Genomic DNA, 14,837 nt, shown 5'->3' on the forward strand with positions numbered 1-14,837 from the left:
ATAATAGTAAAAGTTTGTCACGTTGAAAATAATGGAGGAATAATTTTGAAATTAAACATTCCAGTACATAAAAATGAAGAATACCCTGCTAAAGTAGTTGACCTGACTTATGAGGGGAATGGGGTCGTGAAGATTGATGATTTTCCCGTCTTTGTTCCCAATGCATTGCCAGGAGAAGGGATCACAGTAAGGATTACCAAAGTAGCTAGTCATTTTGCCTGGGGGCGGGTGATGGCCTGGCAAAAGAAGAGTCCGGACCGGGTTGATGTCAAGGATAAGAAGTATATCCAGACGGGGATTGCGCCACTTGGTCACCTCAAATACGATGCTCAATTAAAGTTTAAGCAGCACCAAATTCAGGAATTATTAGCCAAAGCACACTTAGATGAAATTGAAGTATTGCCAACGATGGGGATGGACAAGCCCTACCATTATCGGAATAAGGCCCAAGTTCCCGTGAAGACAGTTCGTGGTCAATTAGAGACTGGTTTTTATAAACGTGGCAGTCATACCTTAGTACCAATTGAAAACTTCTATATTCAAGATCCGGTCATTGATAAGACGATTGTGGTTGTCCGTGATTTATTACGGAAGTACCATGTAACACCGTACGACGAGCGAACTGGCAAAGGTGCTATTCGGACAGTGATGGTGCGTCGGGGCTATTACAGTCATGAGGTAATGGTTGTTTTGGTTACCAACACCAAACGTTTACCGATGGAAAAGCAAATTGTCGACGGGATTATTGCTGAGGTGCCAGAAGTAAAGAGCATCGTTCAGAATATCAATGATAAGAAGACTAATCGTTTGCTTGGTGACAAGAATAAAACGCTCTGGGGTGCCGATGAAATTCATGATCAATTACTTGGCATTGATTTTGCTATTTCCCCATTATCGTTCTACCAAGTTAATCCGCAACAGACTGAACGTCTTTACCAAACTGCCATTGATAATGCGGGCTTAGATGGTAGCCAGACAGTTATTGATGCCTATTGTGGAATTGGGACGATCTCATTAGCCGCTGCTAAGCATGCTAAGCAGGTCTACGGGGTTGAAATAGTTCCCGCAGCGATTGATGATGCTAAGCATAACGCTAAACGGAATGGTATCAAGAATGCTCACTTTGTCGTTGGTAAGGCGGAAGAGCAATTCGCCAAGTGGCAAGAAGATGGCTTGAAGCCGGATGTTGTAATCGTTGACCCACCACGCAAAGGTCTTGCCGAATCCTTAATTGAAGCGACTGGGAAAATGAAACCAAAGAAGGTTATTTATGTAAGTTGCAATCCCGCTACCTTAGTTCGTGATATTCAACGATTTGCTGAACAGGGATACCATGTGACGAAACCGATTCAACCAGTGGACCAGTTTCCACAAACGACACATGTGGAGAGTATCACAGTACTGTCAAGGAGCTAAGCGACGAAGAGAGGATACTCCATGCGATAGCCACCCAAGAATGAGGAGCATAGCGACGAGTGATTGGAGAGTAGCGAACCGCTGAGAGCGTTACTTTGCTTGAACGGACAGATAAATAGGTGATAAATGCCGGTATGACGGCATTCTCGATAGATTGAAAGTGTACTAATTTCTTTGTTAATGATTGGAATTGGTACACTTTTCTATTTGGTGCTGTAGGGTTGAGTGGACAGCATGCTGGATTTTCAGGTTGAGTATGCAAGTGTCTATTTTAGGGAGTTGAGTTAATTAAAATGTTAGAAATGGTGATAAATGTTGGTATAGTGGGATTAATAAGGGGGATAAAGGCTGACACGATGGAGATAAATACTTGTGTAAAAATAGTTGAATTTTTGCATAGCAGTTGAGTGAACTAAGTTACTAAAGCAAAAACTAGATGTTGTCCTATTAAGTAGTCTTTATTAAGAAAAATTGTACACTCAACCATGTTCAGGCAAAACAAAAGCATGGTTATCAATGACAACCATGCGATACTTTAATGACCACTGTGTTTTACTAATCGGTTTTGGGGCTACTTAATTCTTTGTCTGTAAATTTGGCAAGCGGGCAAGCAATGAGGGTTATTAATGCAGTTATGTTAAAGACCTTTGAGAACGCATGAGCTAACTGATAATTTTTAGCAGATTTAATTTTATTCAAAGCCTGGATTAGCTGTTCACGTTGAGCTAATAGTTTGATTCCTGTACCTATTTTAGATTGGCCAGCATTAACTTTAGCAACTGCATTTTTTAATTGTGGGATATTCTCAAGTTGTTGTGTTCCTGTTGTGAGTTTCTGATTTACTAGATAAAGTTTACGATAGGATGTTCCTTGCCTTGGAATAGGAAGACCGTTTGTAAATTTAGCTGCGCGCTTAATTTTACGTTGCATTATCTGTTGTTTAGTATGAGTGTTATTGTTGCTATCATTATCAAACATAGCTTCTATTTGTTCCCTTGCTACTTTTTTTACATGACGAGAAAGAACACGCTCGTTAATCTGGTTATACGCAACAGTGCGAATATTATTTTTAGCAGTAATTACACTATTATTTAAAATGGTAACTAATAATGCCATTCCCAATGCTTGACCAATATATCGTGCAGCATTAACTACTCCTGAGCCGATTCCAGTTTTATCAACGGGCAAAAACTTAACTGAAGAAGTCATAGCAATTGCCGTAAAACCAAGTCCAAGTCCAATAATAATATTACAACAAACAATAATTGATGAACTAGTACTTGTCTTTAATAACCCTAACATAGCTAAGCCACCCGAAGTGACTATTAAACCAATGCCGACTAATAATCTAGAACTGACTACTTTATACATTTTTGTAGCTAATGGCATACCCACTGAAATGGCTAGGGAAGCTGGAATAATTAAATATGCGGAATGAAGTGCTGAATAGTTTTTAACGTTCTGCAAAAAGTAATTTAAGATAAGTGAAGGTCCAATAATTGCAAAACCAAATACCATATAAATAATACATGAAGAAGTAAAAGTCTTTTCTCTAAATAATTCTAAGTTAATGATTGGTGACTTTACCTTAAGTTCAGTTAACAATAATAAAACTAGAGTAATACCACTAGTAACAAAACTGATTACTATTGTCTTAGACGCCCAGCCATATTCATGGCCTTCTAATAGTCCGAAGCATAGTGACCCCAAAAAGACTGTTAGCAGCACTACACCAAACCAATCAACTGATTTTTCAATCGATGTATCATAGGATTCTCCAGTTCCCAACAAGACCATAATAAATGCAATAACGGCAATCGGAACATTAATACCAAAAATCCAGTGATAGTTTGAATAATTAATTATAAAGCCACCAATGGCAGGGCCTCCTGCTGCTGCCAACGCACTAAATGCACCCATAAATGCGGTAATTTTACTAGTATTTGCTTTACCAAATAACTCTATTCCCATTGGTAAAACGATTGGTGTTAGGATCGCCCCACCAATTCCTTGAAAGAAGCGATAAATAATTAGTAAATTTAGCGTTTTAGCTGTCATACAAGCAAATGAAAAACCACCAAATAAAATAATACCAAGTAACATAACTTTCTTTCTTCCAAGAATATCCGCTAACTTAGCAGCTGTTATGATGAAAGAAGCCATTGCTAAAACATAAATGGTAGCAACCCAACTTGTGTTTGTTAAATTAGTACCTAAATCTTTCATGATATCGGGTAAAGCAATGTTTACAATTGTTGCATCAAGTGCCCCCATAAACATAGCTAATATTAATCCAATAAAGCCAATAATTTTCCTCGTCTGTGACATTTTTTCTCCTTTCAATGACATGTCATTAGACAGCCTTTATTATTGACACACGTGTGACATTAGCCGTAAACTTAATATACTTTGATTTAATTGAATTGGCAATAGCATCAGCGCATTCTTAACTATTGCTACATTTATATTGAAAGTGTGTCAAACGAAAGGATAGTAACGGATGGGCAATCGAATGTCACAACAAACACGGCTTAAAATTATTGACAGTTTTTTTCACCTATTAGAGCAAAAATCATATGAAGAAATTACGGTAGTTGATATAGTAGAGCAGGCTGGATGTTCAAGAAAAACTTTTTACCGGGCATTTTCTGATAAATCGGCTTTGTTAAATCAATATTTAAATAAAATCATGGATGACTGGATTGCGTATGCTCAACAGGCAGCTCCAAGTAGTATTGCTGAGCTAGTTGATTTGTTATTTATGTTTTGGCAACGCTATAATGAGCGTCTGTCAATTATAGTTAATGCAGATTTATCAGCGGTAGTACTTAATAAGTTTAATCAGATTTTTCCTGATTACTTTGTTGAGTTCCATCATAATCACCAATATTTATTTAAAACTAAGTTGCTTGATAATAGACAGTTAAAATATAGTGCCCTGCTTCGTTTAGGCGGGCTTTGGAATGTTTATGCTCAATGGCTACAGTTTCCAGACGAATTAACATTTGATGAACTACGCCAAATGGTTAAGAAAGATTTTGAGGATTAGTTAACTGTATCTTTTCCTTCTAAGGTACAAAAATACAATTTAATTATTCTTTACTTTTCGCGGAAAAAGCAAACAAGTAAAAATTGAAAGTAGAACAAAAATAATTGAATAACTATATAGTTTCGTAAAGGCTTTACCATATTCGTTAATGGAAAAGCTTTTTATTTTTGTGATTGTAGCATTAATATTTTTATTTATTGCTTTAAGCTTCAAATTTACTTTTGATTTAACTTGAATATAAATTTGTTGTTTAGCCACCTCAGAAATTGAAGTTGGTTGTTTCGTTAATACCTTATTATAATTTTCTTGAATAATGCTTTCCCTTTCCGCTTGGCTAAAGTGAGTTTTAGGAGTACTAGTAGAGTTACCAGATAGTGAATTAATAGCTTTTTGAATTACGGTGTTCTTCTTAGATTGAGGAATATTTAACGTTGCAACTTCTTCTTTAATGTAGTGGGTCGAATTATTTTTAGCGATAACCAAATTACCATATAGTCCAGTAACGTAGATAGCGATTGCTAATGAAATTCCAATCTGACGAAGAACCCCGGCCACGCTTTGGGATGCATTTAATAGTGAACCCTTAAAATTTGAAGCAGCCAGAACAGTAATTGGACCAGCAATAATTCCGTATCCGGTTCCCAGAATTAAACAAGTGATAATAACTAATATTAAATTTTCCATGTTAATTGTGGCAAGAAGTATAAAGCTAATTGTCATCAATATAAAACCAGTAGCAATAACCATTCGGGCGCCAAGTTTATCAATGATAAAGGCTGCTAATGGAGAGAAAATAAAAATCATCCCAGTAATTGGAGTAATCAATAATGCCGCTGTTAGTTCTGTTTTTCCTTGAATTTTTACAAAGTAGGTTGGTAAAACAACTGTTACAGCGACAAGAAAAAGATTACTTAAGAGGATTGCAATAGCAGAACCGGTGAATTCACGGTTATGAAAAAGTATTAAGGGAACCATTGGGTGGGTTGATCTATGTTCACAAACGATAAAGACAAGTAAACTAATCCCTGAAATAGTAAGTAAAGAAAGGATTATTGAACTATGCCATCCCCATACTCTTCCTTGAACTAAACTTAGTGTGAAGCAAAAAAGAGTAACCATACTCAAGAATGATCCAAGAAAATCAATGGATTCTTTTTGAGTAGTTTCATGTAATTCTAGAGTAAGTAGACAGATGATCACAGAAATAATACTTAGAGGAATGTTGATGATAAAGATCCAGCGCCAAGAAAGAAATTGAGTTAAACAACCACCAATTGTTGGACCTAATGCTGCTGCTAATCCCTGAGTAATTCCTAAAATAGCAATTACTTTTTTTCTTGCGCTAATATCTACAATACTGATACCAATTGTCATGGATAATGGAAATACAAGGGCTGCACCGATACTTTGCAACGCTCGTCCGATAATTAGTATATTTAGATTATGAGCAGAAGCTGAAATAGTAGAGCCACAGATAAATACTACTAAGCCGATAATATAAGTTCTGTTTATTCCAAAACGTTCTGCAATTTTACCGAGTGGGATGGTTAATGAAGCAAATAGGATTGTATAAATATTTAGTGCCCAGGATAAACTATTTAGCTGAGCATTCAGACTAGATTGAATAGCTGGTAACGCAACATTCATCACGGTTGTGTCGAGCATACATAAGAAGATACCGATTGACATTGCACAAATGATAAGAGTATTTTTACTTTTCATGAAATCACGTCCTAATTTATATTAATGTTGTTAATATAAAATATATGAATATAGATGTCAAATATATAAATGATGAAAATAGCTAACTTGAATGATATGATGAAATAAAAAGGAGGTTAAAGGTAATGAAAGGTAGAGATGTCATTCTTGGAATTCTTCAAAACAAGCCTAGAACTGGTTATGAGATTAATGAAATTTTACAAAATCAGATTTCATATTTTTACGATGGAACCTATGGGATGATTTATCCAACACTCAAAAAGTTAGAAAGGGAAGGGAAGGTAAAGAAAGAAACTATTATTCAAGATGACAAGCCTAATAAAAATATCTTTTCTATTACTGATGAAGGAAAAGAAGAATTGAATGAATACTTGAATTCTGAGGATATAAGTGAAGTATTTAAGTCAGATTTTTTGATGAAGCTATTTTTTGGTGATAATTTAAGCAAGAAACAAGTTGTTAAATTGATTAATAAAGAAATTGAGACTAAAGAAAATCAAATTCAAAGTTTAGAGAGTAGTTTAAAAAAATGGCAATTGCAGGGGATAAGCGATTTACAGAAAATAACAGTAGGCTATGGATTAGCGCAATATAAAGCAGTCGTTAATTATTTGAAGGTCCAGTTAAAAGCCCTAGAAGATTAGAGAATAAAAACAGTACTCAGCCAAAATAGCCGAGTACCATATATCTTAACTTTAATTACGTCACCATCTTTAAACGTAAACTCCGCGTTGGAAGATGGTGCTTTTTAATTTAGTGTAATCAAACTACAAATATTAGTTATTCTTATTGTATAATTAAACAACCAAAATTAAAGGAGGGACAGGCGATGACCCAACTCGAACAAAAAAGGTTTGATCTAGCTGTTAAGCAAAAAAGAGGGCTGCATTTTATCGTTGCTTCTGTAATAATTTGGCTTGCAATTATATGCATTTATTCATCTGCTATGCCTATCTTAACTAAGAATTTATTTGTTTTTATTTGTACAGGGATCTTACTACCGCTGGCATGGGTAGTTTCAAAAATACTGAAGATTAACTTCAGTGATAATGAAAATCCTTTATCAAGTTTAGGTATCTTGTTTTCAGTGAATCAGTTATTGTATTTGTTGATTGCCATGTGGATTTATCCGACTATTCCAGATAAAATGCTGATGGTTATTGCAATGATTTTTGGTGCGCACTTAATGCCCTTTAGCTGGTTATATAAGTCTAAAGTATACTTACTGTTCTCGATAGTCATTCCGTTTTTTGCGCTATTTATTGGCTTATCGTTTAGTCCAACTATTTTAGCTATTGGAATGACAATTGTAGAAGCCGTTTTTTGCGGTGCATTAATTATTGAAAATAAAAGTTGAAATTTATGGAATATGATCAGCAATATAAACTTAATTCAGTCAAATAAAGGTATCACAGTATAAGCTCATTAAGGTGTAAAATAACCCTAGATACTATTCAACCGAGGCGAAACCACATGCGTAAATATGTCAAAGCGCTAATTATGATTATCCTGATTCTAGTGTTAATGATTGTCGGTCAAATCGCACCATTAGCAGCAGCTGATCACCTGAACTTCTCAGAAAACACGGCAGTTATCATAATGACAATTACTTATCCAATTATTGTGATTGGTGGTGGATGGCTACTAAATCACTTTCTGTTTCATCAATCTTTGCCCTTGGTATCCAAGTGGCGTTTTCAATGGTGGCCGATTGGTTATGCAGTCTTGGCAGATGCCTTGATTTATCTGTTTTCCTGGATTGCCCAGACTGGTTTTCATTCATCAGTGACGACAATGAATAATTGGTGGTTACAATTCGCCATGACTGTTGTGAGTGCCCCATTGGTTGAAGAATACATTTTCCGTGGGTATGTCTTTGGTGCTTTAGATAGCATTTTTAGTCGTTCTATAACAATTTGGTTAACCGCGTTTATTTTTGGCTTGATTCACTTATCATCGCTCGGTAAAGCAGCGTGGTATAACGCGTTATTTCTTGTAGTTGCCTATACCGCAATGGGAATGTTCTTTACGTTAATTGCTGTTGCGGGTCGTAGTATTTGGGCTAGTTTTACTGCGCATGTTGTGAACAATTTGTTGATTTATATTATTGGAATTTGGGCCGCAGTTTCCACTTCAACAAGTATGATGTGGCGTAGTTTGACTGGAACTTTGCTCGGGATGGGGATTGCTGCTTACTTAATCTACTGGTACTTTCTTAGAAATAGAAAATCAATAAAAAGTTAGAGACTTGCTTGTGAGAATCTACAGGCAAGCCTTTTTCTTAAGAAGAGACCTAAAATACGACTTTTTGTAATTTGATTTCAATAATGGTATAGTGTTTTCACACTGTACACTTACAAATAAATTATAAGGATTGATTAAATGCATTTGGGCGGAGAATATAAGCTCAATAATGGTGACTATATTACAATAATACAAGTATATTGGTATTACAAAACAGGTGAAAAATATTATCAAATAGCTTCAAGTTCAGGGGAAGACTGGATTATTAGTGAACAAAATCTTTTACATCTTTGCTATAAAGAACGAACGACGGAAGAAAAACTGTCGTTATATAAAACATATTTTTCAGGAAGATTAGATGTGTATGCTCAAAAATGGAGTAATGGCAAGGGTTACAGTCCTGCCTTGAAGAATTGGTGGAGTTTCTATCAATTAAGAAATGATAAAGAAGCTCAGAAAAAATTAGATAAACAATATGCACCGTATACTAAAAAGGTAATTTATGATCAAATCTCATCCTCAGACAAATATCATCGTTATGGAATCTATCCATTATTGGATGATGATAAAACTAAGTTACTAGTGTTTGATTTTGATAAACATAAATCCAATAATGATCCATTTAAGACTACTAAAGCAGTTCTTAATACATGTCAAAAGTATAATATTAGCTGTCTTCCAGAAATATCATCTTCTGGTAATAGCTATCATTTGTGGATATTTTTCAATCAGCCAATACTTGCTAGTGTGGCTAGGTTTCTTGGAAAACTAATTTTAGTTGAATCAATGGTTAATAGTGAAAATGTTGATTTATCAGCTTTTGATCGAATGATTCCTAATCAGGATTGCTTACCTAAAAAGGGGTTTGGAAACCTAATTGCACTGCCATTAAAGTGGTGTGATGTTCAAGAAAATAAATCAACTTTTGCTGATAATAATCTTAAGGCTTTAGAACCAACGCAATTATTTGATCGTTTAGCAAATACGAAAAGGTATAGTGAAGAGGAAATAAATAACTTTATTCATCAAATAGGAAAAGATATGAATTTATTAAAAGGTCAAAACACCGCATATATGATTCACATTACTAAGAATTTTCCTAAAGATGTATATGGATTTATTTCCGGGGAAATATTTATAAAACGACAGAATCTGACTAGAAAAGAACAATTATCATTATTGAATTTAGCAACTTTTGATAACCCAGAATTTAGCAGAAAACAACGGATGCGGATGCCGGTATGGGATATACCTTCGACTTTAACTGCAAGTGAAATTGAAGGGGAATATTTACGATTACCACGGGGTGTCTTAGACACATTACAAATTAAATGTAACTGTCATTTAAAAGAACAGTATACTTCTCCACTAGCTTTAAAAGTTAAATTTACAGGTACTTTGTATCCTAAGCAACAAGAAGCAATTGAAAAAATTAAAGATCGTCAATTAGGTATGATTTGTGCACATACGGGATTTGGTAAAACGGTAGTAGGATGTGCTTTGATAGCTAAGCGCAAAGCAAGAACCTTAATTATTGTTTCAACAATGAATATTGCTAGTCAATGGCAAAAAACGGTACTTAGATTTTTACATATTTCAAATATGCCGGTAAAAGAAAAGACTAAAAACGGACGCATGATTAAGAAAAAGAAAGTAGAGATAATTTCCGGGGCGCGTAATCATCCTTCAAAATTAGTCGACATTATTAATATTCGTAAATTAGTTCGTATGTCTTTTGATGAACGAAAAAGATTATATAAGGATTATGAGCAGATAGTTGTTGATGAATGTCATCATATTTCTGCTGAAACATTTGAAAAGGTTCTAGTAGAAGCCAATACTCGTTTTATTGTTGGCTTAACAGCAACGCCGGAACGAAAAGATCATTTAGAAAAGTTTATGTACTATCGTTGCGGAAATATTGTTTATCAAGATAGTACAAGTAATTTAGATCAGTTGATTCCTCGTTATATTTATCCTCGCTATAGCAATGCTTTTGAAATCCAGAATGCATTAGAAAATAAAAATTATACAAAAAAATTAAATGACCTGGTGGAAAATCAGGATCGAAATAAGCAAATAGTGAGTGATGTACAACAAGCTTTATCAGAAGGCAGGCATATTTTACTACTAAGCGAGCGAGTTAAACATTTAAATAAGTTATATTTAGCCTTAAAAAGGAATAAACAGCAGGCTTATCTAACTACAGGAAAACAAAAAACTAAGCTTGAAATAAAAGATAAGAATAAACCATTTGTTATTCTTTCTACTAGCAAGTATGTTGGTGAAGGATTTGATTTACCAAGTTTAGACACATTATTTTTAACACTACCATTTTCATGGAAAGGAAATACTAAACAGTATTTAGGAAGGTTGGAACGGGACCTTACTAAAAAGGATGAATTGCGAGTATATGATTATGTTGATATAGCAGACGAGACATTTGCTAAAATGTATCGAAAACGAGTTAGTGTTTATACTCAACAAGGATATGAGTTTGTTCATACTAAAAAATGGAATACATATTCATCAGCTTATTATACTAAGGATGATTATCTTTCCGTCTGGAAGCATGATTTAAAGAGTGCTAAACAAGTGTTAATTTACTTAAAGACACTAACCAAGGAACAGATTAATATTTTTAATATGTTAGCTAGTCAATGTGAAATTTTACTAAAATTGACAGGAAATGATGCTAATAAAGAAAAAAGTAGGTATTTGGCTAAGCAAATTAGTGTTAGATTTAGAGAAAAAGTAGGTAATAATATTTGTATATTTGATAAAAGAATTTGTTGGTACGGTAATTTAAATTTTGCTGGTATTACTTACCGAAATTCATCCGCAATAAGACTAATCAATTCTAAATTAGCTAGTAAGTTAATTAATATCGAAAAATAAGTATAATAGGGGAAGAAATAGCAAAGGTAGTTTAATTATTTTTAATAGGGCAATTAAAATTTACTATGTTTAAGAATAAATTTTTCTTGAAAAACGACTAGAAAATGACGGTTGGTAAGCTAATAAGGGGAATAGAAACTTTGTATAATCTTATTACACAATTATTATATAAAAGCCGGTAATCTTATCAAAATTTTATAAAACCTGAAATAACAAGAATAAGGACGTGCTAAAAATAATCGGGAGTAGTTAATAATGAGTAAATACAATCAATTATGGCAGTATATTAAAAACAATAAGAGTGGCTCTTTTGAACTGACCTTTGAACAAATTAAAAGAATTGCTGGTGTCCCACTCGACCATTCTTTCTTAAGATATAAGAAAGAGCTATTAGACTATGGCTTTAAAGTAGAGAAAATTTTGATGAAGAATCAATCGGTTAAGTTTACTAAAAATAGTTAATAATATGAAAAAAACGTGAGAATAAAGCATTTATAACTTTATTTTCACGTTCCTTTTATCTGTTAATTACTCAAAGCATTATCAGCATTATGGTTGAGTTTAAACGCAATTATCATTAGAAATGGAAGCAATGTGATTACGCTACTAAGTAAGAATAGTCCGAAGTCCTTAAATAATTGGTCATTTTGTTGAACTATTTGGTAGGCATAGTAACTGGGGAAAAGCCTTTGAATATTAGTCATTAATTTAACCATTGAATTGGTTGGGATAAAAACATTCCACGGAATAATGAACATTGCCAATAAGAACATCAATGGAGTTGAGCCTGCATCGATTGAAGAACGGCTAAATGAAATCCCAAAAGTAAAACCGATTACACTAAGGTAGATACCGAATAAATTAACTAAGCCCAGGGTTAGCCAGGTTGTCTGGTTAAATTTAATCGTTTGAAGAAGACAGGCAAGCAGGACTAAGATAATGGTTATAACTAAATTAAGAATTAACTGGGTGACTAACTGCGAAATGAGGTACTTCCAAATAGAATATCGACTGATCCGGGCTTGAAGGAAGTAGAAGTTTCGGTTACTAGCAATTCGTTTGCTAAAGGTAACAATTGAGTTACCTAAAATCCCAATTAATAGGGCTAAAATTAGGAGAATTAATTGATAGTCTGCTTCCCTAGGCGTGTTAGTTAACTTAATCATCATCCAATACCAGCTTGTAGGAAAGAGGATAGTAAAAATTAAAAAGCGTCGATTGCGTAATACTTGTTTAAGCTGAATTCCTGTAATCATGCTAAGCCTCCTTATTATTGAGCCGGTACCATTGGGCGATCGTTTGGTGATGGCTGTGAATTTTATTAACACTGATATCATGGGTGATCATACCATCTTTTAATAACCAAACTCGCGAAAAATATTTATCAATTTGGTTGAAATCATGAGTAACTACAATTGTGCTGCCGCTACGTTGGCTCAGTAGTTTCCAAAAGAAATCAATCGAAGTGAGGTCCATTCCAACTGTTGGTTCATCCAGAATCAATAACTTAGCTGGACGCAAGGTACTTATTAATAGACTAAGTCGCCGTTTTTGTCCACCTGATAACTTTTGAACAAATTGATTAGCTTGCTCCTTTAAGTTAAATTTGGTTAATAAATTATCAATGTGTCGAGGATTATAGACCCGATTAATTAATGCGGCTAATTTTGCTTGTTCTAGAACAGTAAGGTCAGGAATTAAGACATCATCTTGTGGCATTATGTTTAAATCTTGGTGAAGGTTAAAGTGGTACTTAACTCTACCATTATCGGGTTTAAGTAAACCAATGAGGATTTTAATTAACGTCGATTTACCAGCACCGTTACTACCAAGAAGGGCAATCCGTTCATAATTACTAACGGTAAGGTTGATATCTTTTAATACTGGTTTACTAAAGCTTTTCTTTAGGTGCGTGGCAGTTAATAACAATGTATTTGGATCGTTAATTCCTGCTACTAATCCGTCCAGACTCACGTTAAAAATTTCGGCCAGTGCAATTAAATTATCCAAGCTTGGTTCTGTATCGCCATTTTCCCATTTAGAGACTGCTTGACGGGATACGAATAATTGGTTAGCAATATCACTTTGGGAAAGTTGCTGTTCTGTCCGGAGCCTTCCTAATTGATGAGCAAAAATATTTTTCATGGGTACACCATCCCTTGTGGAAATAATGTAATTTATTCTACTGGTTTTTTTCGCTATATCAACCAAATCCCTAGATAATAATGTTTGCATAAGTCGCAACCAGATGTTGCCAACTAATTTCCTGGGAAATAATGTCTCAAAAAATCAGCCAATAAAATTAATGAAAAAAATCGCCCTCTTGTTATAATAGTAAAAAATTAAACAGGAGTTGGTATACGTGCTTTTTAGAAAGCTCCACGATAAAGTGAAACATGATTACGAACATGATCTATATACTAGTGAAGTCGAGCAGAACAATTACTTTTTGAAAGATAAGGCAACGGAAATTAAAGAAAGTATCTCTAGTCTAGGGTTGGTATTATTAATTTTAATTTGTTCAGTGAATGGAGATCACGGACAAGCAGTTCAAATATTCCTTTATGTTTTATTAATAATCAATTCGCTTGGCCTTTTATGGCTTAGTATTAAGTTGTGGTGTGTGATTAATGGAAAGAAATGGAGATGATTGGAATGTCACTAGCTCAATTACATAAAATTATTAAATTAGCTGCTATTATTTTATGGTTAGTAGCAATTGCGTTAGTTATAGTTGCAATAATCAAACATCAGTTTTGGAAGTTAATGCCAATCATTGCCTATAATCGGCCACAGAATTATTTAGGATGGATTATTAGTTTTGCCTTGGCTTGTACCATTGCGAGTCCGCTTATTAAACTAATAAGTTTAACTATAAGTAGTACTTTGTGTCATGTATACTTGACATGCAATGGAGAGACTTGTTATGATGATGTCTAGTATATATGACTAAATATTATTTGGAGGATACTATGCTAAAGACTCTCAATACGAAAATCATTAAGCGGTTTTATAATATTTCTGGTCCGCTTGACGAGTATAAGCGCAGTGAGGTTAATCGGATCGGAAATAATCTTGGTATTATGCTATTTTTATTTAATGTACTGATTATTTTCATCGCTCTTTTAATTGAAGAAGCAACTAATAATTCAACACTAGCATTACATATTTTAATTGGGGCAATATTAATCTTTACTGTTTATATTGCTGGTGGCTATGTTATGTATGAAGCACATCGGTATCGACTAACAGATAATGAGGTCGAAGAAAAAGAAGTTCGTCACGCATATATTGCTGCCCTGAAGAGAGGGCTTGGTAACGGAATCTATTTTGGGGTCGGCATGTACTTATTGGATTGCCTTCAAGAATACATGAGTGTGAATGCTAGTCTTGTTGGTTTATTCTTAGATAAGACCAGTATCATTTATGGCATTATGTGTGGAATTCTTTTTGGGGTAACGACGGGGATAGTTTACCTCGCAAGGATTAAAAGGGTTAAATGATAGTA

The 14,837-nt window shown here is 34.3% G+C and carries 14 protein-coding genes; 10 read left to right on the forward strand and 4 right to left on the reverse strand.

Annotated features, from left to right (window positions below; genetic code table 11):
• Positions 1 to 45: 45 nt before the first annotated feature.
• Positions 46 to 1,416, forward strand: a complete 1,371-nt coding sequence (rlmD, locus tag H5S39_RS07720) for a 23S rRNA (uracil(1939)-C(5))-methyltransferase RlmD (protein WP_182596532.1) — start codon at positions 46 to 48, stop codon at positions 1,414 to 1,416.
• 555 nt (positions 1,417 to 1,971) lie between these two features.
• On the opposite strand, the gene H5S39_RS07725 is transcribed toward rlmD, so the two are convergent.
• Entirely contained in the window at positions 1,972 to 3,744 is a 1,773-nt protein-coding gene (locus tag H5S39_RS07725; protein WP_182596531.1) for a DHA2 family efflux MFS transporter permease subunit, read from the reverse strand.
• Between the two features lie 184 nt (positions 3,745 to 3,928).
• Between H5S39_RS07725 and H5S39_RS07730 the strand changes: the two genes are divergently transcribed.
• On the forward strand, positions 3,929 to 4,465 hold the full coding sequence (locus H5S39_RS07730; RefSeq protein ID WP_182596530.1) for a TetR/AcrR family transcriptional regulator: 537 nt from the start codon (positions 3,929 to 3,931) through the stop codon (positions 4,463 to 4,465).
• A gap of 39 nt (positions 4,466 to 4,504) precedes the next feature.
• Here H5S39_RS07730 and H5S39_RS07735 read toward each other — a convergent pair whose 3' ends face one another.
• Complete coding sequence (locus H5S39_RS07735; RefSeq protein ID WP_182596529.1) at positions 4,505 to 6,187, reverse strand: MFS transporter; 1,683 nt, start codon at positions 6,185 to 6,187, stop codon at positions 4,505 to 4,507.
• A gap of 125 nt (positions 6,188 to 6,312) precedes the next feature.
• Here H5S39_RS07735 and H5S39_RS07740 point away from each other — a divergent pair, with 125 nt between their 5' ends.
• From H5S39_RS07740 to H5S39_RS07760, 5 genes are all read left to right on the forward strand, one after another.
• A complete protein-coding gene (locus tag H5S39_RS07740) occupies positions 6,313 to 6,831 on the forward strand; it encodes a PadR family transcriptional regulator (protein WP_182596528.1) in 519 nt (172 codons plus the stop codon).
• 185 nt (positions 6,832 to 7,016) lie between these two features.
• Positions 7,017 to 7,544, forward strand: a complete 528-nt coding sequence (locus H5S39_RS07745; RefSeq protein WP_182596527.1) for a DUF7010 family protein — start codon at positions 7,017 to 7,019, stop codon at positions 7,542 to 7,544.
• Positions 7,545 to 7,660: 116 nt separating this feature from the next.
• Positions 7,661 to 8,431 carry a CPBP family intramembrane glutamic endopeptidase gene (locus H5S39_RS07750; protein ID WP_182596526.1) on the forward strand — a complete coding sequence of 257 codons (771 nt, stop codon included), beginning with the start codon at positions 7,661 to 7,663 and terminating at the stop codon, positions 8,429 to 8,431.
• Positions 8,432 to 8,569: 138 nt separating this feature from the next.
• Complete coding sequence (locus tag H5S39_RS07755; protein ID WP_182596525.1) at positions 8,570 to 11,329, forward strand: TOTE conflict system archaeo-eukaryotic primase domain-containing protein; 2,760 nt, start codon at positions 8,570 to 8,572, stop codon at positions 11,327 to 11,329.
• A 255-nt stretch (positions 11,330 to 11,584) separates the two neighbouring features.
• Positions 11,585 to 11,791, forward strand: a complete 207-nt coding sequence (locus tag H5S39_RS07760) for a hypothetical protein (protein WP_182596524.1) — start codon at positions 11,585 to 11,587, stop codon at positions 11,789 to 11,791.
• Positions 11,792 to 11,853: 62 nt separating this feature from the next.
• Here H5S39_RS07760 and H5S39_RS07765 read toward each other — a convergent pair whose 3' ends face one another.
• On the reverse strand, positions 11,854 to 12,585 hold the full coding sequence (locus H5S39_RS07765) for an ABC transporter permease (RefSeq protein ID WP_182596523.1): 732 nt from the start codon (positions 12,583 to 12,585) through the stop codon (positions 11,854 to 11,856).
• A 1-nt stretch (position 12,586) separates the two neighbouring features.
• Positions 12,587 to 13,474, reverse strand: a complete 888-nt coding sequence (locus tag H5S39_RS07770) for an XRE family transcriptional regulator (RefSeq protein ID WP_182596522.1) — start codon at positions 13,472 to 13,474, stop codon at positions 12,587 to 12,589.
• Positions 13,475 to 13,691: 217 nt separating this feature from the next.
• Between H5S39_RS07770 and H5S39_RS07775 the strand changes: the two genes are divergently transcribed.
• From H5S39_RS07775 to H5S39_RS07785, 3 genes are read left to right on the forward strand one after another with little or no spacing between them, the layout of a single operon-like run.
• Entirely contained in the window at positions 13,692 to 13,979 is a 288-nt protein-coding gene (locus H5S39_RS07775) for a hypothetical protein (RefSeq protein WP_182596521.1), read from the forward strand.
• Between the two features lie 5 nt (positions 13,980 to 13,984).
• Positions 13,985 to 14,269, forward strand: a complete 285-nt coding sequence (locus tag H5S39_RS07780; protein ID WP_182596520.1) for a hypothetical protein — start codon at positions 13,985 to 13,987, stop codon at positions 14,267 to 14,269.
• Positions 14,270 to 14,301: 32 nt separating this feature from the next.
• A complete protein-coding gene (locus H5S39_RS07785) occupies positions 14,302 to 14,832 on the forward strand; it encodes a DUF3278 domain-containing protein (RefSeq protein ID WP_182596519.1) in 531 nt (176 codons plus the stop codon).
• Positions 14,833 to 14,837 lie beyond the last annotated feature (5 nt).

Origin of the sequence: Limosilactobacillus rudii (assembly GCF_014145455.1) — a bacterium.
In the GTDB taxonomy this organism is placed as follows: Bacteria; Bacillota; Bacilli; order Lactobacillales; family Lactobacillaceae; genus Limosilactobacillus; species Limosilactobacillus rudii.

Excerpts from the sequence above, each read along its gene's own strand:
- H5S39_RS07725 (WP_182596531.1), bottom strand. The coding sequence starts at position 3,744 with ATGTCACAGACGAGGAAAATTATTGGCTTTATTGGATTAATATTAGCT.
- H5S39_RS07730 (WP_182596530.1), top strand. The coding sequence starts at position 3,929 with ATGTCACAACAAACACGGCTTAAAATTATTGACAGTTTTTTTCACCTA.
- H5S39_RS07735 (WP_182596529.1), bottom strand. The coding sequence starts at position 6,187 with ATGAAAAGTAAAAATACTCTTATCATTTGTGCAATGTCAATCGGTATC.
- H5S39_RS07740 (WP_182596528.1), top strand. The coding sequence starts at position 6,313 with ATGAAAGGTAGAGATGTCATTCTTGGAATTCTTCAAAACAAGCCTAGA.
- H5S39_RS07745 (WP_182596527.1), top strand. The coding sequence starts at position 7,017 with ATGACCCAACTCGAACAAAAAAGGTTTGATCTAGCTGTTAAGCAAAAA.
- H5S39_RS07750 (WP_182596526.1), top strand. The coding sequence starts at position 7,661 with ATGCGTAAATATGTCAAAGCGCTAATTATGATTATCCTGATTCTAGTG.
- H5S39_RS07755 (WP_182596525.1), top strand. The coding sequence starts at position 8,570 with ATGCATTTGGGCGGAGAATATAAGCTCAATAATGGTGACTATATTACA.
- H5S39_RS07760 (WP_182596524.1), top strand. The coding sequence starts at position 11,585 with ATGAGTAAATACAATCAATTATGGCAGTATATTAAAAACAATAAGAGT.
- H5S39_RS07765 (WP_182596523.1), bottom strand. The coding sequence starts at position 12,585 with ATGATTACAGGAATTCAGCTTAAACAAGTATTACGCAATCGACGCTTT.
- H5S39_RS07770 (WP_182596522.1), bottom strand. The coding sequence starts at position 13,474 with ATGAAAAATATTTTTGCTCATCAATTAGGAAGGCTCCGGACAGAACAG.
- H5S39_RS07780 (WP_182596520.1), top strand. The coding sequence starts at position 13,985 with ATGTCACTAGCTCAATTACATAAAATTATTAAATTAGCTGCTATTATT.
- H5S39_RS07785 (WP_182596519.1), top strand. The coding sequence starts at position 14,302 with ATGCTAAAGACTCTCAATACGAAAATCATTAAGCGGTTTTATAATATT.